The sequence below is a fragment of the Scytonema hankhaensis NUACC26 genome (assembly GCF_045865695.1).
GTDB lineage: Bacteria > Cyanobacteriota > Cyanobacteriia > Cyanobacteriales > Nostocaceae > Scytonema.
Map to the genome: position 1 here is coordinate 86,567 of NZ_BAACAP010000229.1, position 19,229 is coordinate 105,795.

At 42.0% G+C, this 19,229-nt stretch carries 10 protein-coding genes; 4 read left to right on the forward strand and 6 right to left on the reverse strand.

Going from position 1 to position 19,229, the window contains the following annotated elements; all coding sequences use genetic code 11:
- Positions 1-105: 105 nt before the first annotated feature.
- Positions 106-9,759 (reverse strand): DUF4347 domain-containing protein, encoded by a 9,654-nt coding sequence (locus ACKTT2_RS34590; RefSeq protein ID WP_407895332.1) that lies wholly within the window; start codon positions 9,757-9,759, stop codon positions 106-108.
- Positions 9,760-9,947: 188 nt separating this feature from the next.
- On the opposite strand from ACKTT2_RS34590, the gene ACKTT2_RS34595 reads away from it, so the two are divergent.
- The gene (locus tag ACKTT2_RS34595) at positions 9,948-10,520 is read left to right on the forward strand and encodes a Uma2 family endonuclease (protein ID WP_407895334.1); all 573 of its coding nucleotides are present in this window, start codon (positions 9,948-9,950) and stop codon (positions 10,518-10,520) included.
- Positions 10,521-10,639: 119 nt separating this feature from the next.
- Here the strand turns inward: ACKTT2_RS34595 and ACKTT2_RS34600 are convergent, their stop codons facing one another.
- A complete protein-coding gene (locus tag ACKTT2_RS34600) occupies positions 10,640-10,966 on the reverse strand; it encodes a helix-turn-helix domain-containing protein (protein WP_407895336.1) in 327 nt (108 codons plus the stop codon).
- A 514-nt stretch (positions 10,967-11,480) separates the two neighbouring features.
- Here ACKTT2_RS34600 and kdpA point away from each other — a divergent pair.
- From kdpA to kdpC, 3 genes are all read left to right on the forward strand, one after another.
- Entirely contained in the window at positions 11,481-13,181 is a 1,701-nt protein-coding gene (kdpA, locus tag ACKTT2_RS34605; protein ID WP_407895338.1) for a potassium-transporting ATPase subunit KdpA, read from the forward strand.
- Between the two features lie 96 nt (positions 13,182-13,277).
- Positions 13,278-15,359 (forward strand): potassium-transporting ATPase subunit KdpB, encoded by a 2,082-nt coding sequence (kdpB, locus tag ACKTT2_RS34610; protein WP_407895341.1) that lies wholly within the window; start codon positions 13,278-13,280, stop codon positions 15,357-15,359.
- 92 nt (positions 15,360-15,451) lie between these two features.
- Entirely contained in the window at positions 15,452-16,036 is a 585-nt protein-coding gene (kdpC, locus tag ACKTT2_RS34615; protein WP_407895343.1) for a K(+)-transporting ATPase subunit C, read from the forward strand.
- Positions 16,037-16,125: 89 nt separating this feature from the next.
- Here kdpC and ACKTT2_RS34620 read toward each other — a convergent pair whose 3' ends face one another.
- The 4 genes from ACKTT2_RS34620 to ACKTT2_RS34635 form a co-directional block, all read right to left on the reverse strand.
- Positions 16,126-16,452 carry a helix-turn-helix domain-containing protein gene (locus ACKTT2_RS34620; RefSeq protein ID WP_407895345.1) on the reverse strand — a complete coding sequence of 109 codons (327 nt, stop codon included), beginning with the start codon at positions 16,450-16,452 and terminating at the stop codon, positions 16,126-16,128.
- On the reverse strand, positions 16,449-16,667 hold the full coding sequence (locus ACKTT2_RS34625; RefSeq protein ID WP_500691411.1) for a type II toxin-antitoxin system RelE/ParE family toxin: 219 nt from the start codon (positions 16,665-16,667) through the stop codon (positions 16,449-16,451). The genes ACKTT2_RS34620 and ACKTT2_RS34625 overlap by 4 nt, the downstream gene beginning before the upstream one ends.
- 146 nt (positions 16,668-16,813) lie before the next feature.
- Positions 16,814-16,999, reverse strand: a complete 186-nt coding sequence (locus ACKTT2_RS34630; RefSeq protein WP_407895347.1) for a hypothetical protein — start codon at positions 16,997-16,999, stop codon at positions 16,814-16,816.
- A 647-nt stretch (positions 17,000-17,646) separates the two neighbouring features.
- Positions 17,647-19,229 (reverse strand): Ig-like domain-containing domain (locus ACKTT2_RS34635; RefSeq protein WP_407895349.1); only part of this gene is annotated, 1,583 nt, incomplete at its 5' end.

Consider the following 19,229-nt stretch of genomic DNA (forward strand, 5'->3'; position numbering starts at 1 on the left):
CCTCAGTCTATGCATTCCCAGGCTGAGCCTGGGAACGAGAAAACGAGAAATCCCCAATCCCCATTGCCCCTTATCCCCAGAGGGGGCCCCGAGTTCCCCAATCCCCTAAATAAAGGAGTTAGAAGTTAAAGTGGATGCTTGAACTCCTGTTAAGACTGCTAGATGTTTTTGATTAACATTGTCAAAGATAAAGGTGTTATTCAGAACTTGAGTGAAGGATAAAGCAGAGTAGGTTAAGCCACCTGACAGACGAATGACATCTTCTCCTACACGGAAATCGTTGATGGTATCAATACCTTCATTCCTTGCCAGAACAACAATATCATTGCCTTGTCCGCCTGTGAGGTAGTCGTTACCTAATCCTCCCCAGAGTTCATCGTCACCATCGTTACCCCACAGCAAATCGTCTCCGGCTTCACCATAAACCCAATCCTTGCCTTCTCCGCCATAAATACGATCGCTTCCATTACCGCCTTTAATTAAGTCGCTGTTGTTAGAGGTTGTATTTGCTACACCAACCACAAGGTCGCCAAATACGGTGTCGTTACCATCACCAGCATCTATCTCATCGGCACTTAATCCAGCAATAATGAGATCGTCACCTTCAAGTCCGAGGATGCGATCGCTATTTGCCGTCCCCATTATATTATCAGCACCTGACGTACCAGAGATCGTCTTTAGAGGAGCGATCGTAGCAATTCCCAGTGCGTCTTTAATTCCAGCGTTGGTAGAGTTAGCTAGTTTAACACTAAAGGTTTCTGGGTCTTCAAATTGGCTATCAAATAATGCGGTAACGTCAATGGTTTTACTAATATCTCCAGGATTAAAGGTGAGAGTTCCTGTATATGCTGTAGCCGTGTAATCGGAGTTGACTTTAGCAGTGCCATCAACGATGCTGTAGTTTACAGTAATCTTTTGGTAGCTAGAGTTGGAGAGAGTCACATTAAATGCTCCCGTATTTCCTTCACTGACAGTTATGTCATCTACAGAAATAGTAGGTACGCTGTCATCATTGACGATTTTTACAGCAGCGAGATTGGTGACAATCTTAGCATTAGCAGGTGCTTCTTGAGGACGTGGGTTGGTGAGAGTCACAGAAAAAATTTCATCGACTTCAAATGTTTTGTCCCCAATAACGTCTACTGTAATGGTTTTGCTTGCTTCACCAACTGCAAAGTTGAGAGTTCCTGCTGGAACGGAAGTGCCATCCGTAACTTGGATGTTGTTGTAATCGCTACCAAACGCTGCTGTTCCACCAAAAGCATAGTCTACCTGACTTGCTATCCCAATGCCACCACCTCTTGTTACAGTGAAGGTCAATGTTTTTACCTCTGTGTCGCCTTCATTGATACTGTTATTAGCTGAGAGATTTGACGCAACAATATTGTATGTAATGGCATCGTTTGGAACAATTGTGACCTTAGCAGTGCTTTTATCTGTGTTGAGAACGTAACCGCTACCTGCAACGAGAGAGAGTTGCAAGCTTTCTTCTCCCTCTGGCAAAGTATCATCAGTCGGTGTGAGAATAACGTCTACAAAACTTTGTCCGTCAGGAATCTCTACAGCCAGTTGATTTTGGTCTTTTAAACTGAGAGTGTAATCGTTAATACCTGCCGTACTTGTATTAGCGATCGCAAAATTCACTGTGACATTACCAACAGTACCAGTCCGACTGACACGGAAAGTCCCGGTATCATTGCCTAATTCATTTGCTGTGGGATCTATAGCTGCAATACTGACAATTGGGATAACAGTGATATCAATAGAATCGCTATCTGTTAAAGCCCCGGATTCTCCTGTTTTGCCAGTATAACCCCTGTCATTCGTTAAAATTTCGACTTTGCCAACACCAGAGAAATTAGCACTCGGATTAAACGCCATGCCATCAAGTGCGGCGTTGATATCCTCAATCGTACCCGTAAAGGTCATGGTCGCATCATTAGTACCATCACCTACGCCTTGTGAGAAGTTCAATTTTCCAATGCTATTGGCATTTAAACTGAGACTTCCATGAGTTGCAGTCAGCGTTACCTTAACGGGATTGTTGAGTGCGTCAATATCGCTAATTGAAATGGAATTGTTAGTGGCTTTACTGAAAACAAGGGGCGTATTTGTAATGGTAGATTGGTCAGTTATGGGTACTGAGTTGACGGGAGGTTCGTTGATTGGCTCAATAATGACTTTGACGGTGTTACTCACTGTTACAGCAGCACCACCTGTATTTCCTAAGTCATTGGTAGTAATTGTGACGCTACCTTCTCCAAAAACATTGGCATCGGGATTAAACGTCATCCCTGTAAGGGCGGCATTAATCTTGTCTAAACCCCCTCTGAAACTGATTTCCTTGTCGTCAATTCCATCGCCTGTTGTGACGAACAATCCTAGCGTACCGTTTAAACTGAGAGTTCCGTTTGTAGCAGTTAGCGTCACCTCGACTTCATTTGAACCTGCATCTGCATCGCTAACGGAGATGAGTTGTTCGCCACTGAAGATGAAGGGAGTATCTTCTTGGGTGGTGACTTCTTTAGGCAAAGTATGAACGGGAGGATCGTTAGAGGTGGTTACAGAAATCTCAATTATGTCCTTGTCAGGGGTACTCGTCCCGCCACTATTTCCCAAATCGTCGGTTGTAATTTCTATGGTTGCTGGAATAGAGGAATTAGGTGTTGGTTTAAAGGTCATACCAGCAAGTGCAGTGTTAATATCTGCCACAGTGCCATTAAAAGTCATGGTGGCATTATTAAGACCGTCACCATTGCCGTTTGAAAAGTTTAATCCATTAACACCACTTAAACTCAGCGTACCATTTGTTACAATCAAAGTGACTTGGACGGGTTTGGAACCAGCATCAGCATCGTTGATAGAGATGAGATTGCCATTTGCTTGACTGAAGACGATTGGTTTGTCTTCCTCTGTAGTCAAATTTCCCGGAACTTGATTGACGGGAGGGTCGTTAACAGATTGGATGGTGATGTTAATCGTGTTTGTGGCAGTTAAAACTTCATCATCATTTGGATTGTTCGGATTACCAGTGTTCCCCAAGTCGCTAGTTGTTATTTTTACACTAGCTGTACCAGAAGTTTCTGGTGTTGGGTTAAAGGTCATGCCTGCAAGTGCGGCGTTGATGTCGGCGATAGTGCCTTCAAAAACCATAGCCGTATCGTTGATACCATCGCTGCCATATAAAAATGTTAATTGGTTCGTGCTACTTAAAGTGAGAGTGCCATTGGTAGCAGTCAACGTGACTTGAACGGGTTTATTTTCTGCATCTACATCGCTAATGGAGATGAGGTTATTGCCATTAAAGACAATGGGTGTGTCTTCAAGGGTTGTGATTTCTTGATTGAGTACGGTATTGAAAGGTGCATCGTTAACGGGTTGGATGTCAATGCTAAGGGTGTTTGTAGTTGTCTTGACTCCACCACTCCCAATATTGCCTTTGTCATTGACGGTAATTTCTATAGTTTCAGTACCGAAGAAGTTGGCTTTGGGAAGAAACTGCATACTTGCTAATGCAGTGTTGATGTTGGCTATAGTACCAGTTAAGCTTAGATTTGCCGTACCATTGCCAGTTATAACCCCAGTTTCATTTATGTTAATAGTTCCATTGCCGTTGACGACTTTTAGAGTGACTTCAACTTCAAGCGCACTATTATTACCTAAATCGACATCGCTAATTGAGATGACGCCACCTGTTTGTGCAAAGACGAGTGTTGTGTCTTCTCTGGTTGTTTTGTTTGCAGGAACATTAATAATGGGTGTGTCGTTCACTGCCATGACATTGATTGCAGCATGAGCAATGTCAGCACTGAAGGCAGTCGAACCGCCGTTGTTGTTTGTATCGCCGATTCCACCGTTGACACCGTTGGTTCGATCCCAAATTCGGAAAGAAAGCCCTTGTGCGATCGCACCTGTAAAATTACTGTTGGGTACAAAGCGAACTTTTGTTTGCCCGTCAGCCGCTAACAATTGAGCCGTACTTGCTGATACATTCCCAAAATCAAGCCAAGTCCCATCTATAGAATATTGCCACTTGCCGTTTGTATTATCCTTGGCAAAAACTGCTATTCCTTGCACTGCTTCAGGATCGGTGTCGAGTACTCGACCTGCAATCATTGTAGAGACGAGCGTACCTTCGTTGTCTACACTATCCTCATTAATTGGTGCAACAACGATAGGATTGAGAGCAAGAATTAATTGTGGAACACCAGTTTGATTTTCTCTAGATTGGTAATTGTAAACAAGCCCTGGTTTGTTGAAGTCAACGTGATTGACAACTAACGATAGCTTGTGGTCGCCTGACAGTTCTGTGAGAAACTGGGACTTCACATCAAGAGTGTGTTGACCATTGGATGGAATTGTCCACATCCCCAACACTTGAGTTTCGTAAGTTGGCTTATTTTGCCAAGTGATGGTATTTTCTTGCCAAGCATCATTAGAAACAAAGTAAATTGAGTGAGAGTCTTCCCCGGACTGGGTGCTACTACCATTCATTTGGAAAGTCGCAGTCTTGAGAATACTTGCAAGGTCTTTTGGTAAAGAAGCTAAGTTAAACCGGAGGTAAGTTTGTTGGGAACCATTTTGAACGCCTCTCACATTTAAGATTGTGTCGCTACCGTAGTTCTTAGAAGGAGAAGACGAATTCACCCATGCATCAGCTTCTGCAAAGACACTGAAAGCATCGCCGACTAAAACGGGGGCATCATTGAACGGATTAACAGCAATATTGATAGTATTTTCAGCAATTTTTGCTCCGCCTGCACCTGTATTGCCTTGGTCATTGGTGGTAACTTTAATTTCAGCAACGCCATTGTAGTTCTGTGAAGGAGTGAAACTCAACCCATTTAGAGAAGCATTAATATTGGCAACTCTACCTGTGAGAGTTACGCTACCCGTGCTATCTCCCGTAACAGTAACACTATCAGAATTTACTACCTTCAGAATCCCATTGGTTGCAACCAAAGTGACTCGAACATCTTTGTTCGCTAGGTTATCTTCTGCATCTAAATCGGCAATGAGAATTTGATTGCCCTTTTGAGTGCTAAAGACAAGAGGTATATCTTCATCTGTTGTCTGTATTTCAGTGGGAACTGTGTTAACAGGGGCATCGTTAACAGGATTAATCTTGACTTTAACGCTACCCGTGGCAGTTTTTGCACCTCCACTGCCTGTATTTGCCATGTCATCAACGGCAATATCTATCTTACCTTCAACGACAGAGTTAAGAGCGGGATGGAATTTCATCCCTAGAAGTGCGTTGTTGATATTCGCAAGAGTACCAGTAAAGGTCATGGTAACATCTTCAGTACCATCGCTACCGTTGCTTGTGAAGCTCAAGCCTTGGCTAGTACTTAAACTGATAGTGCCATTGGTGGCAGTAAGTGTGACGCTGACTGAATTCTCACCTGCATCTACATCAGCAATAGAGATAACACCGTTAGTTGCATCAATCACTAAAGGAGTATCTTCGTCTGCAGTCAATTCTATTGGTGCGTTAATAACAGGTGCATCATTGACAGGACTAACTGTGAAGGCAGCAATGGCTGTGTTAGTGCTGTAGGGATTTGTCAAACCGTTGGTTGAAACATCAAATTTTCCACCGTTGACACCGTTGGTTCGATCCCAAGCGTGGAAGGTAATACCATCACTAATATCGCCTGTAAAGTTTGGTTTTGGTATAAAGCGAATCTTAGTATTTTGGTCTGATGCTAGTAATAATGCTGATGTTGTAGAGACAGTTCCAACTTGATTCCAAGCAGTACCTCCATCAGTTGAGTATTGCCACTGACCGTTGGTAGTATTGGTTTGAACGATCGCAATTCCTTGTAACGCTCCTGCATCGACATCAGTTATATGACCAGTTACGATTTCAGAGATGAGAACACCGTTGTTATTGGTGTCATCTTCTACGATCGCGGTCTGAACTGTAATAGATTCGGAGAGGATAACAGGCGCATCGTTGACAGGAGAGACGAAGATATTAATAGTATCCGCATCAATTTTTTCTCCTCCCGAACCCGTATTTCCCTTATCGTTTGTGGAGATTTGAACTGTCGTCTCACCATTAAAGTTTAGTTTTGGGGTAAAGCTGAGACTGTTTAGGGCTGTGTTAATTTGAGACACCTTGCCACTAACTATCACTTTTCCTGTGGAGTTGTCTGTAACGTTAACCTCATTTGTATTTGTTAAAGTCAGAGTTCCATCAGCAGCAGTTAATTGAACTTCAACTATGCTGTCTACAGCATCAGCATCGCTAATTTGAATTTTCTTTTCGCCAAAGACGAGTGCGGTTTCTTCGGCTGTGGTTTGTAACGTGGTGGGAACTGTGTTGACAGGAGCATCGTTGACAGGGTTAATCTTGATGTTGACAGTGCGATCGCTTGTTTTGGCTCCTCCCGAACCTGTCTTTCCTAAGTCATCCACACTGATGTCAATCTTACCATCACTCGTGTTCGGCGTTGCAAGAAACTTCATGCCTGAAAGAGCGGTATTGATATTGGCAAGAGTGCCAGTAAAGGACATAGTGGTATCTTGAGTGCCATCACCACTCGCGAAAGCAAAAGGCAATCCCCCACTGTTGTTTAAACTTATAGTCCCATTGGTGGCGGTGAGAGTCACCTTGACTGATTGATTACCCGCATCCACATCACTGATAGAGATAGCACCATTACTGATAACCAAAGGCTGGTCTTCTTCTGCTGTTAATTCTGTCAGTGCGGTAATAACAGGAGCATCATTGACAGCGTTGACTCTAATATCTGCGGTTGCTGTATTTGTGCTAAAAGCAGTCGTACTGCCGTTAGTGGAAGTATCCGCCGTACCGCCGTTAGTACCAGTTGTTCGATCCCAAGCACGGAAAGTAATAGCGCTTGCGATCGTACCATTAAAGTTTTCTGTAGGAACAAAACGTACCCTGGTACTACCATCTGCTGCTAGTAATAAAGCCGAATTAGAAGATAACGACGTGCCAAAATCAGTCCAACTAACCCCATCTAGTGAATATTGCCACTTACCGTTACTATTATTACTTCCGATAACAGCTATTCCTCTCGGCGATCCTGTATCTGCATCAGAAACGCGACCATCAATAATCTCAGAAACCGAAGTGCCGTTATTTTGGGTACTGTCTTCATCTATTGCAGCTAGAGAGATGGGAGAGAAAGAAAGTTCTAATTTTGGAACTGAGCTCGAACCGATTTCTCTAGAGTAATATTCAACAGGATTACCCAAAGTGCTAGAACTGTCGATAACAAATGACAATCTTTTGTTGCCCGTTGACACTTCAGTTGATACTGGGGTTATTGCATCTACCGAATGTGATTTAATTCCACCATTAGACTGTAACGACCACGACTGTATTTGTTGATAAACAGGTTTGTTTGTCCAAGTAATAGACTTTTCTTGCCAAGTATCGTTGTTTATATAAAAAAGATTGTGAGTATAGCCACCGTTAGAAGCCGAACCCGTGACTTGGAAAGTGGCAGCAGTTATGACTCTATTTACGTTAACAGGTAAAGAATTTAAATTAAATCTGATATAAGCTTCAGATCGACTATCGCTTTGATTGTCTACTCTCAAAGTCGTACTGTTACCATAGTTGGCTTGAACGTCAGATGAATCTATCCATGCATCAGCTTCTGCATCCAATGTCACAGAGTTGGAAAATAAGACAGGGGCATCATTAACAGGTGTAAAGTTAATCTTAAAGTTATTTGTAGCGGTTTTAGCGCCGTCAGTCCCCGTATTGCCTTTGTCATTAGTTTTGATCTCAATTGTAGCAGTACCAGTGAAATTTTGATTTGGGGTAAAACTCAGACCGTTTAAAGCGGCATTGATGTTAGTTACCGTGCCTACCAGAACAATATTACCTGTTTTATCGCCTTGAACATTAAGCCCTGTCGTCGTTGCTAAAGAAAGAGTACCAGTGCTAGCTGTTAAGTTAACTTCAACCGGATTATTCAGCGCATCTTCATCACTAATAGAAATATTATTAAAAGTCAGTACCGTGTCTTCTGGAGTGGTTTGATTGCCAGGAACTGTGTTAACGGGTGCAATATTAATAGATTCGTTCAGCAGTATCGAAAAATTATCGGAATTGGCAACAACTAAGTCAGATTTTCCATCCTTGTTAAAGTCACTCGCAACAACAGACACGGAATTAGATCCGCCAGATATGCTGTTGGTACTGCTAAAACTACCTTGACCATTACCTACCAGTATAGAGATGTTTCCAGAACTCGTTGCAATAGCTAAATCAGATTTCCCATCTTTGTTGAAATCACCAACAGTTATAGATGAAGGGCTTGTGTCCGCGATTCCATAATTGGTAACAGCCCCAAAACCAGTGTTGTTACCCAACAGCACAGAAACGTTATTAGAACCGGAGTTTGCCACTGCTAGATCGAGTTTATCATCTCCGTTGAAATTACCAGCGATCGTAGACTTAGGATTTGAAGCCTCCGAACCCAATCCATAAAAAGTAGCGTTACTAAAAGCACCAGCCCCAAGACCCTGTAACAAAGCAATATTGTTGGAACCAGAGTTTGTAACGACTAAATCGAGTTTAGTATCGTTATTAAAGTCACCCACAACAATAGAACTAGGCGTTGTGCCTACATCGTACAGTGTAGGATTGCTGAAAGTCCCGTCACTCTTTCTCAAAATAACAGAAACTTTATTTGTGTTTGTCGTTACAGCTAAGTCAGAAAGCCCATCTCCATTAAAGTCACCTGTCACTATAGAAGTGGGGTTTGTTCCTATGTCCCCGATTGCAACATTGGTAGCAGTGCCAAAACTGCCATTACCAAGACCTAACAACACTGACACAGTATTAGTACCAGAGTTAGCTGTGACTAAATCCAAGCGACCATCCTTGTTAACATCACCTGTTGTCACGAAAACAGGAGATAGTCCTACTGTATACTCATTAACAGTCGAAAAGTTACCGCTATCATCACCCACCAGCACGAAAACACTATTGTTAGATTGTTGTGCAACTGCTAGATCCGAACTACCATCATTATTGAAGTCACCCACTATGACAGAAGAAGGTGACGAGCTTGATATATCAAACTTGTTGAAAGAAATAGGTAAAATAGACTTGTAAGTCTTTGTGACCTCTGGTGTAAAAGCACTATTAGACTCAATTTCCCCTGTTTTAACTTCTAAATCCCAATCTCCCCCCAGTTCGGAATTTCCCGTAACATCTTCCGAAGCAGTGACATCAGCCCCTGTAATTTCTGCTAATTGTTGTATGAAAGCCTGACCAACTTCACCAGATGCAACATTACAGCCGTAAAGCAAAATATCGGCATCATCAGTTAAAGCATTTGCCCATTGCTGCAACTGTGCTTGGTAAAGCCCCAGAGTTCCATTGTTGAGTTGGGTAGACCCCAGTTGTAAGTTTGCTTCTGCACCATGGGAAACGATGTGAACGGACTGGTATTTCCCTCCCTGCAAGGATTCTGTAATTTGAGTGATTCCATCCTTGGTAGGGTCTAGGAGAACAATTTGATAACCGGGTTTTACACCAGATATTAAGCTTTCGTAATCCGGTACAGATGTGTCTATGAAGATAATATTGGAATTCTCTGTGTTATCTTTTGTAAAAACTGATTCTTGTGTATAGTTTTTCTTGTAAGTTTGGGTAGTATGCTCTGTCAAATTCGTCATAGTAGTTGTTATTCCAATAGAAATTTGAGTCAACATAGGTATCTGCTGACTCTGAAAGTTAGTGTTATCAATTTCTTTACGTAACATAAATTCCAAAAGCCAAGCGCAAGGCAACGTCACTGCCTGTTAGCAGTTATGACTTTCAGTCTCTATCACAATTTATGCTCTACTCGAACGATCGACTACCGTAGTTTTACTGGAATAGCGGTAAAATAGGGAAAAGAAGGTTTTTAGGTGATATAATACATAACAAAAATGCGGCTAAATGTAGGATTATGACTCCTTTGACATTAAGTTTGGACACAGTTCATCTGAGCGACGAGCAGTTCTATCAGTTGTGTCAAGATAACCGCGAGTTACAGTTTGAACGAACGGCCAAGGGAGAATTAATTATTATGGCACCTGTTGGAGGCGAGAGCGGCAATCGAGAAGCTGACTTTATTATCGATTTAGGAACTTGGAATCGGCAAACTGCTCTCGGTTATACCTTTAGTTCCTCCACTGTATTTAAGTTACCCAATGGTGCAAACCGTTCTCCTGATGCCGCTTGGATTCAAAAGGAACGTTGGCAAGTACTCACTCCCGAACAAAGACGCAAATTTCCCCCTATTGCACCAGATTTTACGATTGAATTAAGGTCAGCAACAGATGATTTGGAAATGCTGCGTGACAAAATGCGAGAATATATGGACGCAGGAGTACAGTTGGGATGGTTAATTAATCCTCAACAGCAGCAAGTCGAAATTTATCGCCAAGGGCAAGATGTAGAAGTGCGAAACCTGCCAACACAATTATCTGGTGAAAATGTATTGCCCGGATTTAGCTTGAGTTTATCCCCCTACTTGTAGAGAGCTGCTACGGCAGTTATTTCAGCGTAGCCAATAAAATCTCTGAAGGCAAATCAATCGCGCCCGTCGTTGATATGCAATTGCGATTGGATAATAACACGTAACAAAGTCATCAATATTTAACGTATAACACTGATTTGAGCCTTAGAACGAGATTCTGGCTTGGGTTTAATTGAAATTTCCACATCATTACCCAACGCAATTAAAAAGTTTAACAATCTTTCAGTGGAAAAACCTGCTAGCTTTCCTCTGATTAAAGCTGAAACTTTCGGTCGATCGATTCCTAACAATTGTGCTGTTTCATCTTGAGTTAAACTACAGTTCTCAATAGCTTCACTTATTTTGCGTGCAAGCTCTGCTTTTACCAATCTTTCTTCTGGGTTACTCATTTCCAAATCAGCAAAGACATTACCACTGCTAATTTCAATATCACTTTCTTGAGTCATTTTGTATCTCCATTAGTTTTGCTCATTTGGTGGTGCCCAGAGCAGCGCCGTGCGGTGAGTAAGCGTCCTGAAGGCGGGTTTCCCACGACCCACCGGAACTAGCGAACCCGGAGGGGGGTTCTCACAGCTCACAAGGGTAGGTTTTTAATATTATCCATGAAGCGCCTTACACGGAAGACTTGGAGGGAAAGTAGACCTGGAAGATTTTTTACGCATGCATGGTGTTTTCAGGGTCTGTTGAGGTTCCCCACCGTATAAAATTTTATACGGTTATCCTCCCTTGTCATCTTGTCCGCCTTGTCTATCAGGTCTTGCCCTCACGAGAAAGTAAAATACCTACCCTTGTGAGGGGGGTAAGTCGATGTGGGGAAAAAACATCTAAAACAAAGAGAATTTCAGACTAATTTATGAGATGTAGGAATCCTACAAGTATTAATATTCAAATTAGAAAATGACCAGTTAGCTGTATTTGCAGCGTATTATACACAATTTACTTATAATTGCAACTAAATATATGGGACTAGGACTTTTACAGATAGGAGTAACACTGTGTATTATAATAGCGATCGCGCCGCTATTCGGTAGATACATAGCCCGTGTCTTTATGGGAGAAAAAACGCTACTCGATCTTGTCATGAATCGTGTAGAACGATTTATATATTTATTAGCAGGAATTTCCAGACAAGACACTATGACGGGTTGGCAGTATATTAAAGCGTTGCTCTACAGTAACCTTGTTATGGGATTTATAGTGTGTGCGTTCCTCGCTCTTCAAAAATTTTTACCTTGGAATCCAACGAGATTAGCAGCTCCTAGATGGGATATTGTACTCCACACAACAATTTCATTTTTAACCAATACAGACCAGCAACATTACTCAGGAGAAACCTCTCTCAGTTATTTCAGTCAAACAGCAGCTTTAGGTTTTTTGATGTTTACCTCAGCAGCAACTGGATTAGCAGTAGGGATTGCTTTTATACGAGGCTTAACAGGGAAACCACTGGGAAATTTTTACGTTGATATAACACGTTCTATCACTCGTATATTGCTACCAATATCAATAGTAGGAGCGATCGGATTACTAGCATTAGGTGTACCGCAAACCATGAATGGACCGTTACAAGTAACAACTTTAGACGGAGGGATACAGTATCTTGCCAGAGGTCCAGTTGCTTCTTTTGAGATAATCAAACAGTTGGGAGAGAACGGTGGTGGTTTTTTTAGTGCGAACTCAGCACATCCGTTTGAGAATCCTAGTAGTGTTACCAATCTCATAGAAACTCTTGCCATGCTGAGCATTCCAACAGCACTTATATTCACTTATGGATTGTTCGCCAAGAATACCAAACAAGCATGGCAGTTATTCTGGATGGTCTTTATCATTTATGTTGTTTTGATTGGAATAACAGCAGTAGGCGAGTATCAAGGCAATCCCGCCGTCAACCAAGCATTAGGATTGGAAGCACAGCCCAATTTAGAAGGAAAAGAACTCAGATTTGGGTGGGCGCAAACAGCACTGTGGGCAATTACGACAACAGGAACTATGTGTGGCGCAGTTAACGGGATGCACGATTCCCTAATGCCACCGGGAATTTTTTCTACAATGCTCGGCTTATTTTTACAAATCGTCTGGGGCGGTCAGGGAACCGGAACAGCATACCTATTCATTTTCATGATACTTGCCGTGTTCCTAACTGGGCTAATGGTGGGACGGACACCAGAATTTTTAGGACGCAAAATAGAAAAGCGAGAAATCGTCCTCAGTAGCGTGGTGCTGCTGATTCACCCAATTGCCGTCTTGATCCCCAGTGCCATTGCTTTGGGATTTCCTACATCCTTGGCGTTTCAAGTTCCACCACCAGGATATACAGGTATTCCTGAATTTCACAACATTTCACGAGTGGTTTATGAATATGCTTCAGCTAGTGCCAATAACGGTTCGGGTTTAGAGGGGTTGGGCGATAGCACTTTATGGTGGAACTTAAGCACTTGCTTGAGCTTGTTAATGGGACGTTATATCCCGATTATTGCCATTTTACTGCTAGCCGATAGTATGACACGCAAACAAGCACTGCCAGAAACACCAGGAACTCTCAGAACAGATACCACCCTATTTACAACAGTGACCGCAGGAGTCATTTTAATTTTGGGAGTACTGACATTTTTCCCCGTTTTAGCTTTAGGACCCATCGCTGAAGGGTTTAATCTTAGATGAGGGACTAGGGATTAGGGGGTAGGGGTTAGGGAATAGAAAAGTATCCCTACACCTACCCTCTACCCCCTACCCTCTACCCCCTACCCTCTACCCCCTATGGAAAGACCACCATATTCCCGTAAAAGCGAACGTCGCCAAGCACGTAAAAAATCGAAGGTTCGCACAAAAGGGATTTACACTAGAGCAATAAAAGACGCTTTTGTCAAGCTAAATCCCAAATATGCTGTTAAAAACCCAGTGATGTTTTTGGTTTGGGTGGGGACTCTCATCACTTTATTAGTGACTGTCAACCCATACCTGTTTGGTCCAGTGACAGGAAATAACTTGCGTCTTTTTAACGGATTGGTGACGGGTATTTTATTCTTCACCGTTTTATTTGCTAACTTTGCTGAAGCAGTTGCTGAAGGACGGGGTAAGGCACAAGCTGATGCTTTACGTTCAACGAAGTCAGAAACAGTTGCTAAAAAACTGGGAGATGATGGAGCGATCGCAGAAGTTTCTTCGACTACCCTAAAAACTGGAGATACAGTCTATGTGGTAGCAGGGGATATCATTCCGACTGATGGGGAAGTCATTATGGGTGTTGCTAGTGTTGATGAATCGGCAATTACCGGCGAGTCCGCGCCTGTCCTTAAGGAAACGGGGTCGGATGTAGCGAGTTCTGTCACGGGTGGTACGCGGATTATTTCTGATGAACTAATTATCCGAATTACAGCAGACCCAGGTAAAGGGTTTATTGACCGTATGATTGCCTTGGTCGAAGGGGCTGAAAGAACCAAAACACCTAATGAAATTGCTCTCACAGTACTATTAGCTGTATTAACGCTAGTCTTTTTGTTCGTTGTGATGACAATTCCCGCGATCGCAGGATATGTGAGAAACTCCATCAATATTGCCATATTAGTCGCGCTATTGGTAGCCTTGATCCCCACCACTATTGGAGGATTGCTCAGTGCCATAGGGATTGCGGGAATGGATAGAGTTGCCCAGTTTAACGTCATTGCGACTTCAGGAAGGGCAGTAGAAGCGTGTGGTGATGTTAGTACCCTAATCCTTGATAAAACAGGTACTATTACTTTAGGTAACCGATTAGCTGAAGAATTTATTCCTATTAACGACCATTCTATGGAAGAAATCGCCCATGTTGCTTTGGCCGCCAGTATATTTGACGATACACCCGAAGGCAAATCTATTTTCAGGCTAGCAGAAAGATTGGGAGCAACGATTCACTTTCAACGAGACCAAGCAGAAGCCGTAGAGTTTTCAGCAAAAACGCGCATGAGTGGTACAAACTTACCTGATGGTAGCCAAGCCCGTAAAGGTGCAGTTTCAGCTATCAAAGGATTTGTACGTTCCCGAAACGGGAATAGTACCACAGAACTTGATATAGCCTACGAAAGAGTTTCACAACTAGGAGGAACACCGTTAGCCGTCGCGTTGAATAGCGAGATATACGGTGTCATTTACTTAAAAGATATTATCAAACCCGGTATTCGCGAACGTTTTGAGCAATTGAGGCGGATGGGAGTCCGAACTGTCATGCTAACTGGTGACAACCGTATCACTGCATCTGTGATTGCCAAAGAAGCAGGAGTCGATGACTTTATCGCTGAAGCCACTCCCGAAGACAAAATTGTTGTCATTCAAAGAGAACAAGAAGAGGGGAAATTAGTAGCGATGACAGGGGACGGAACCAATGATGCACCCGCACTTGCTCAAGCCAATGTTGGTGTAGCAATGAATACAGGAACTCAAGCAGCAAAAGAAGCTGCCAACATGGTAGATTTAGACTCCGATCCCACAAAGCTCATTGACATTGTTGCTATTGGCAAACAACTCCTCATGACACGAGGGGCTTTAACTACATTTTCCATTGCCAATGATATTGCTAAATATTTTGCGATTATCCCAGTCTTATTTAGTGCGGCTAATCTTCAAAGTTTAAATATTATGAGGTTAACCAGTACGAATTCAGCCGTACTAGCAGCATTAATTTACAATGCTTTGATTATTCCCGCATTGATTCCTTTAGCTCTTACAGGCGTAAAGTTTAGACCATTAACAGCCGATCAATTATTACAACGAAACATTTTTGTTTACGGTTTGGGAGGTGTCATCGCACCATTTATTGCAATTAAGTTAATTGATATATTACTTACTGTAGTAGGAGTGGTATAACAGTGACCAGTGACCAGTGACCAGTGACCAAGTGATTTCTAATCCAAAATCCAAAATCCAAAATCCAAAATCCAAAATCCGAAATCTCCCTCATGTTTCAAGCAATTCGTCTGACTTTAATTCTCTGGTTGTTGACAGCGATTATCTATCCATTAGTCATACTAACAGTAGGTCAATTTGTATTTCCTAATGAAGCTAATGGAAGTATTATGCAAAACGTTCAGGGAGAACAAATTGGTTCGGCTTTAATTGGTCAACAATTTACCTCTGACCGATATTTTCGTTCTCGTCCCAGTACAATTGAATACAGCCAAGGCAAAGATGCACAAAAAACTGGTATATCTGGAGCTAGCAATTTAGCTCCAGGAAACCCCGCTCTAATTAAGCGAATTTCAGAGGAGATAACTCGGCTAAAAGATGAAGGTATTCAACCATCTGCCGATTTGGTTTATGCCTCTGGTTCGGGGTTAGATCCTCATATTTCAGTCAAAGCCGCACGCGAACAGTTGGAAAGAGTTGCTCGCGCCCGCGATCTTCGAGCGGATGAAGTTTTACCTTTTATAAATAGATTTACAGAAGGGAAATTTTTAGGTATTTTTGGTGAGCCTGGAGTGAATGTTTTAAAGTTGAATTATGCTTTAGATTTAGATGAGTTTAACCGTCAGCAAACTAGGTAAGTAAGTCAGCACAATTGTTAACTAGTGAAGAGCGTCATTTGTCATTCGTCATTGATAAGGTTTTTAAATACTAATTGCTTCATCAATATTTAACGTACAACAGTGATTTGAGCCTTAGAACGAGATGCTGGCTTGGGTTTAATTGAAATTTCCACATCATTACCCAAAGCAATTAAAAAGTTTAACAATCTTTCAGTAGAAAAACCTGCTAGCTTTCCTCTGATTAAAGCTGAAACTTTTGGTTGATCGATTCCTAACAATTGTGCTGTTTGAGTTTGAGTTAAGCCACGTTTTTCAATCGCTTCACTTATTTTGCGTGCCAGTTCTGCTTTTACCAATCTTTCTTCTGGGTTGCTCATTTCCAAATCGGCAAAGACATTACCACTGCTGATTTCAATATCATTTGTTTCAGTCATTTTGTATCTCCATTCATTTTGCTCATCTGGTCTAAATACTCTCTTGCTGCTTTTAACCTTTGATGGATTAATTCCATTTCTTGTTTTGGAGTAGCAATACCATGTTTAGATTTTTTTTGAAATGCGTGCAAGACAAAAACAGTATCTGAAAATTTGATGGTGTAAACAGCACGATATGTGTCACCATCATAATCTTCTACAATCTCTAAGAGGATGTTTGAAAAGTCCTTTCATCAGTAGCAAAACGTTCACGATCCCCCTAAATCTCCCTTAAAAAGGGGGACTTTAAGAGTATTTTCCCCCCTTTTTAAGGGGGGCTAGGGGGGATCGATAAGTGCCTAAAATCACAGCCAACCACTTTTCAAACAACCTCTAAGACTCCAGCTCCGCTAAAACCTTTTAAAGGTTTGGCGTCTTGATGCTTACTCCCTATTTGTGCCAAATAAAGAGCATAGCCCATTACATCTTTTACTTCATCCGGAAAATTTTTGAGGTCTTTTTTAGAGCTTCCTATCCATACAAGAAATTTTAACGGTTTTACATCCATTTTAATTAATTCCAATATGCTAATTTTAGCATAAAATGTCAACCACTAAATTTAGTCGTCTTAAAAAATTGTTACTTAAAGTAAAAAGTGACCGTGTTTAAACTATAAAGTGGTGGCGGTGGCACGGGGAGGGGTAAGCTGCTGTTCCAATAAATTTGGTCAGATCTAAGCATTCCTAGATATTTTCGTGAATAAAGCTGAATCAGTAATTGATTTTAATTACGCGCATCCAGTAAAATCTACAATAGACAAACAATCTAATTGTTTCCGAGTCCGCCTAGCCTGAAAAGGAAAGCACGTTCGGTTTCACATAATTAGATTCATATTTTCAGCCCGTCTTAACAGGACGCTTGAGGTTACGTTTTTAAGTCAGTTTTATAATTCGTTAGAAAACATAGACTTCTAAACAACTTAATTAGGGCTTCTTGAGGTTGGTGGAAATCCAACGGGAAATAGTACAGTAACCGTTGCTGTGCTTGTCTAAATACCTAGGAATACCTAGACTTGCTTAGATTTTAATTAACGGTTGAGCCGCAGGCGTTATCAGCGCAGCCAGTAACATCAGCAAGAGCTGACGAGACTCCCGTACTCCCGTGTTATTTTAGGTGGTGGGCAATGCCCACCAACGCACAAGTGCGATTTAAACCTTAACCCATTGCCTTTCTGCCCTCAGTTTTGCCAAACAATAAGAAGTGTTCAAAACCAGTTTTGAAGCTTCCATTGGCTACCGCAGCAGCTACGTCTAGATTGCTATCTAGATAGAAATTTTCGTTGTATAACTTGCTAGGAGAGCGTTTTTCCTTTTGACCAAACTGGATAAAGTGGTCGAAAGCGCTGCGGAAGTAACCTGCTTTTACAGCTGCTGCTACATCCTGGTTTTGGCTTAGGTAAAATTCGGAGTCAAACAGATCGATGTCAAATTGTTCGGTTCTCAAAGCGTATTCAAAACCACTGCGATAACTACCAAGTTCAATAGTCTTAGCAATGTCTGGGTTTTGTTGCAGGTAGAGTTTGGTATTAAAGTTGGCATTGGGATCGCGACCCTCAAACATACCATAGCGAACAAAGTGGTCAAAAGCACTCTTGATACTGCCTTTAGCAACTGCATCAGCAACATCTTGGTTGTGTGCTAAGTAATAAGCACTGTCAAACAGACTGCTGGGGTTGCGTCCTTCAGATTGACCGAACATCAAGAAGTGATGGTATCCACTTTTGAAATCACCTTTGGATACTGCAGCTTTGACATCAAGGTTAGATGCTAAATAAGTGGCTTCGTCAAACAGCAGCATACTTAAATCGCGCTGTTCCAGAAAGCCGTACTTGATGAAGTGTTCAAAACCACTACGAAAATCTTGTTTGGCAACTGCTGCCGCTACGTCTAAATTTCTGCTGAGGTAGAAATTGTTGTCAAACAGTACGCTAGGGTTGCGTCCTTCAAATTGACCAAACTGCAAAAAGTGTTCTAAACCACTGCTGAAGTCACCTTTGGCTACCCCTGCTTTGACATCAAGGTTGTTCTCAAGATAATAGTTGTTGTCAAACAACATCTCAATCAAGTTTTGTCCTTGTGCAATCATTGTCTGCATTCTGTAGGCTTGATTGAATAAGCGACCAAAAGTTTCAACACTAGGAATTTGAGTAGCGAATTTCCAAGTGGTGTTATTGCTAATTCCGGAGAAGTCGTTTCCAGCTAAGTCTTTGATAGCACCGGGCTGTATTTGTACGTAATACTCACTCAGCGCTGTGAGATTGGAACTGGGGTTGATAGTGAGTTTGCTGCCCTCAATGGTGAGTTTAGCAGTATCAGTACTAGCAATAATCTCAACGATTGTGCCATCGGCTTTGTAAATGGTGATGTTTCCCTTACCCAAAGCAATCTTTTCGCTGAAGTTGATGACTAAATTGTCTGCAACAGCAACATTGATGGCGTTATTGTTTGGTGTAGTGTTACTGAGAGTGGGGGTGGTGATATCGGCAGTAGTGAATTTCCAAGTTGTGGCATCGCTGATTCCGTTGTAGCTGTTGCCTGCTAAATCTTTGATAGCACCATTGCCAATTTGCACGTAATACTGAGTTTCAGCAGCGAAGTTTTGAGTGGGGTTGATAATGAGTTTATTGTCCTCAATGGTAAGTTTGCCAGTCTCAGTGTTGGAGATAGTTTCAACAGTTGTGCCATCGGCTTTGTAAATGGTGATGTTTCCCGTACCCAAAGCAATCTTTTCGCTGAAGT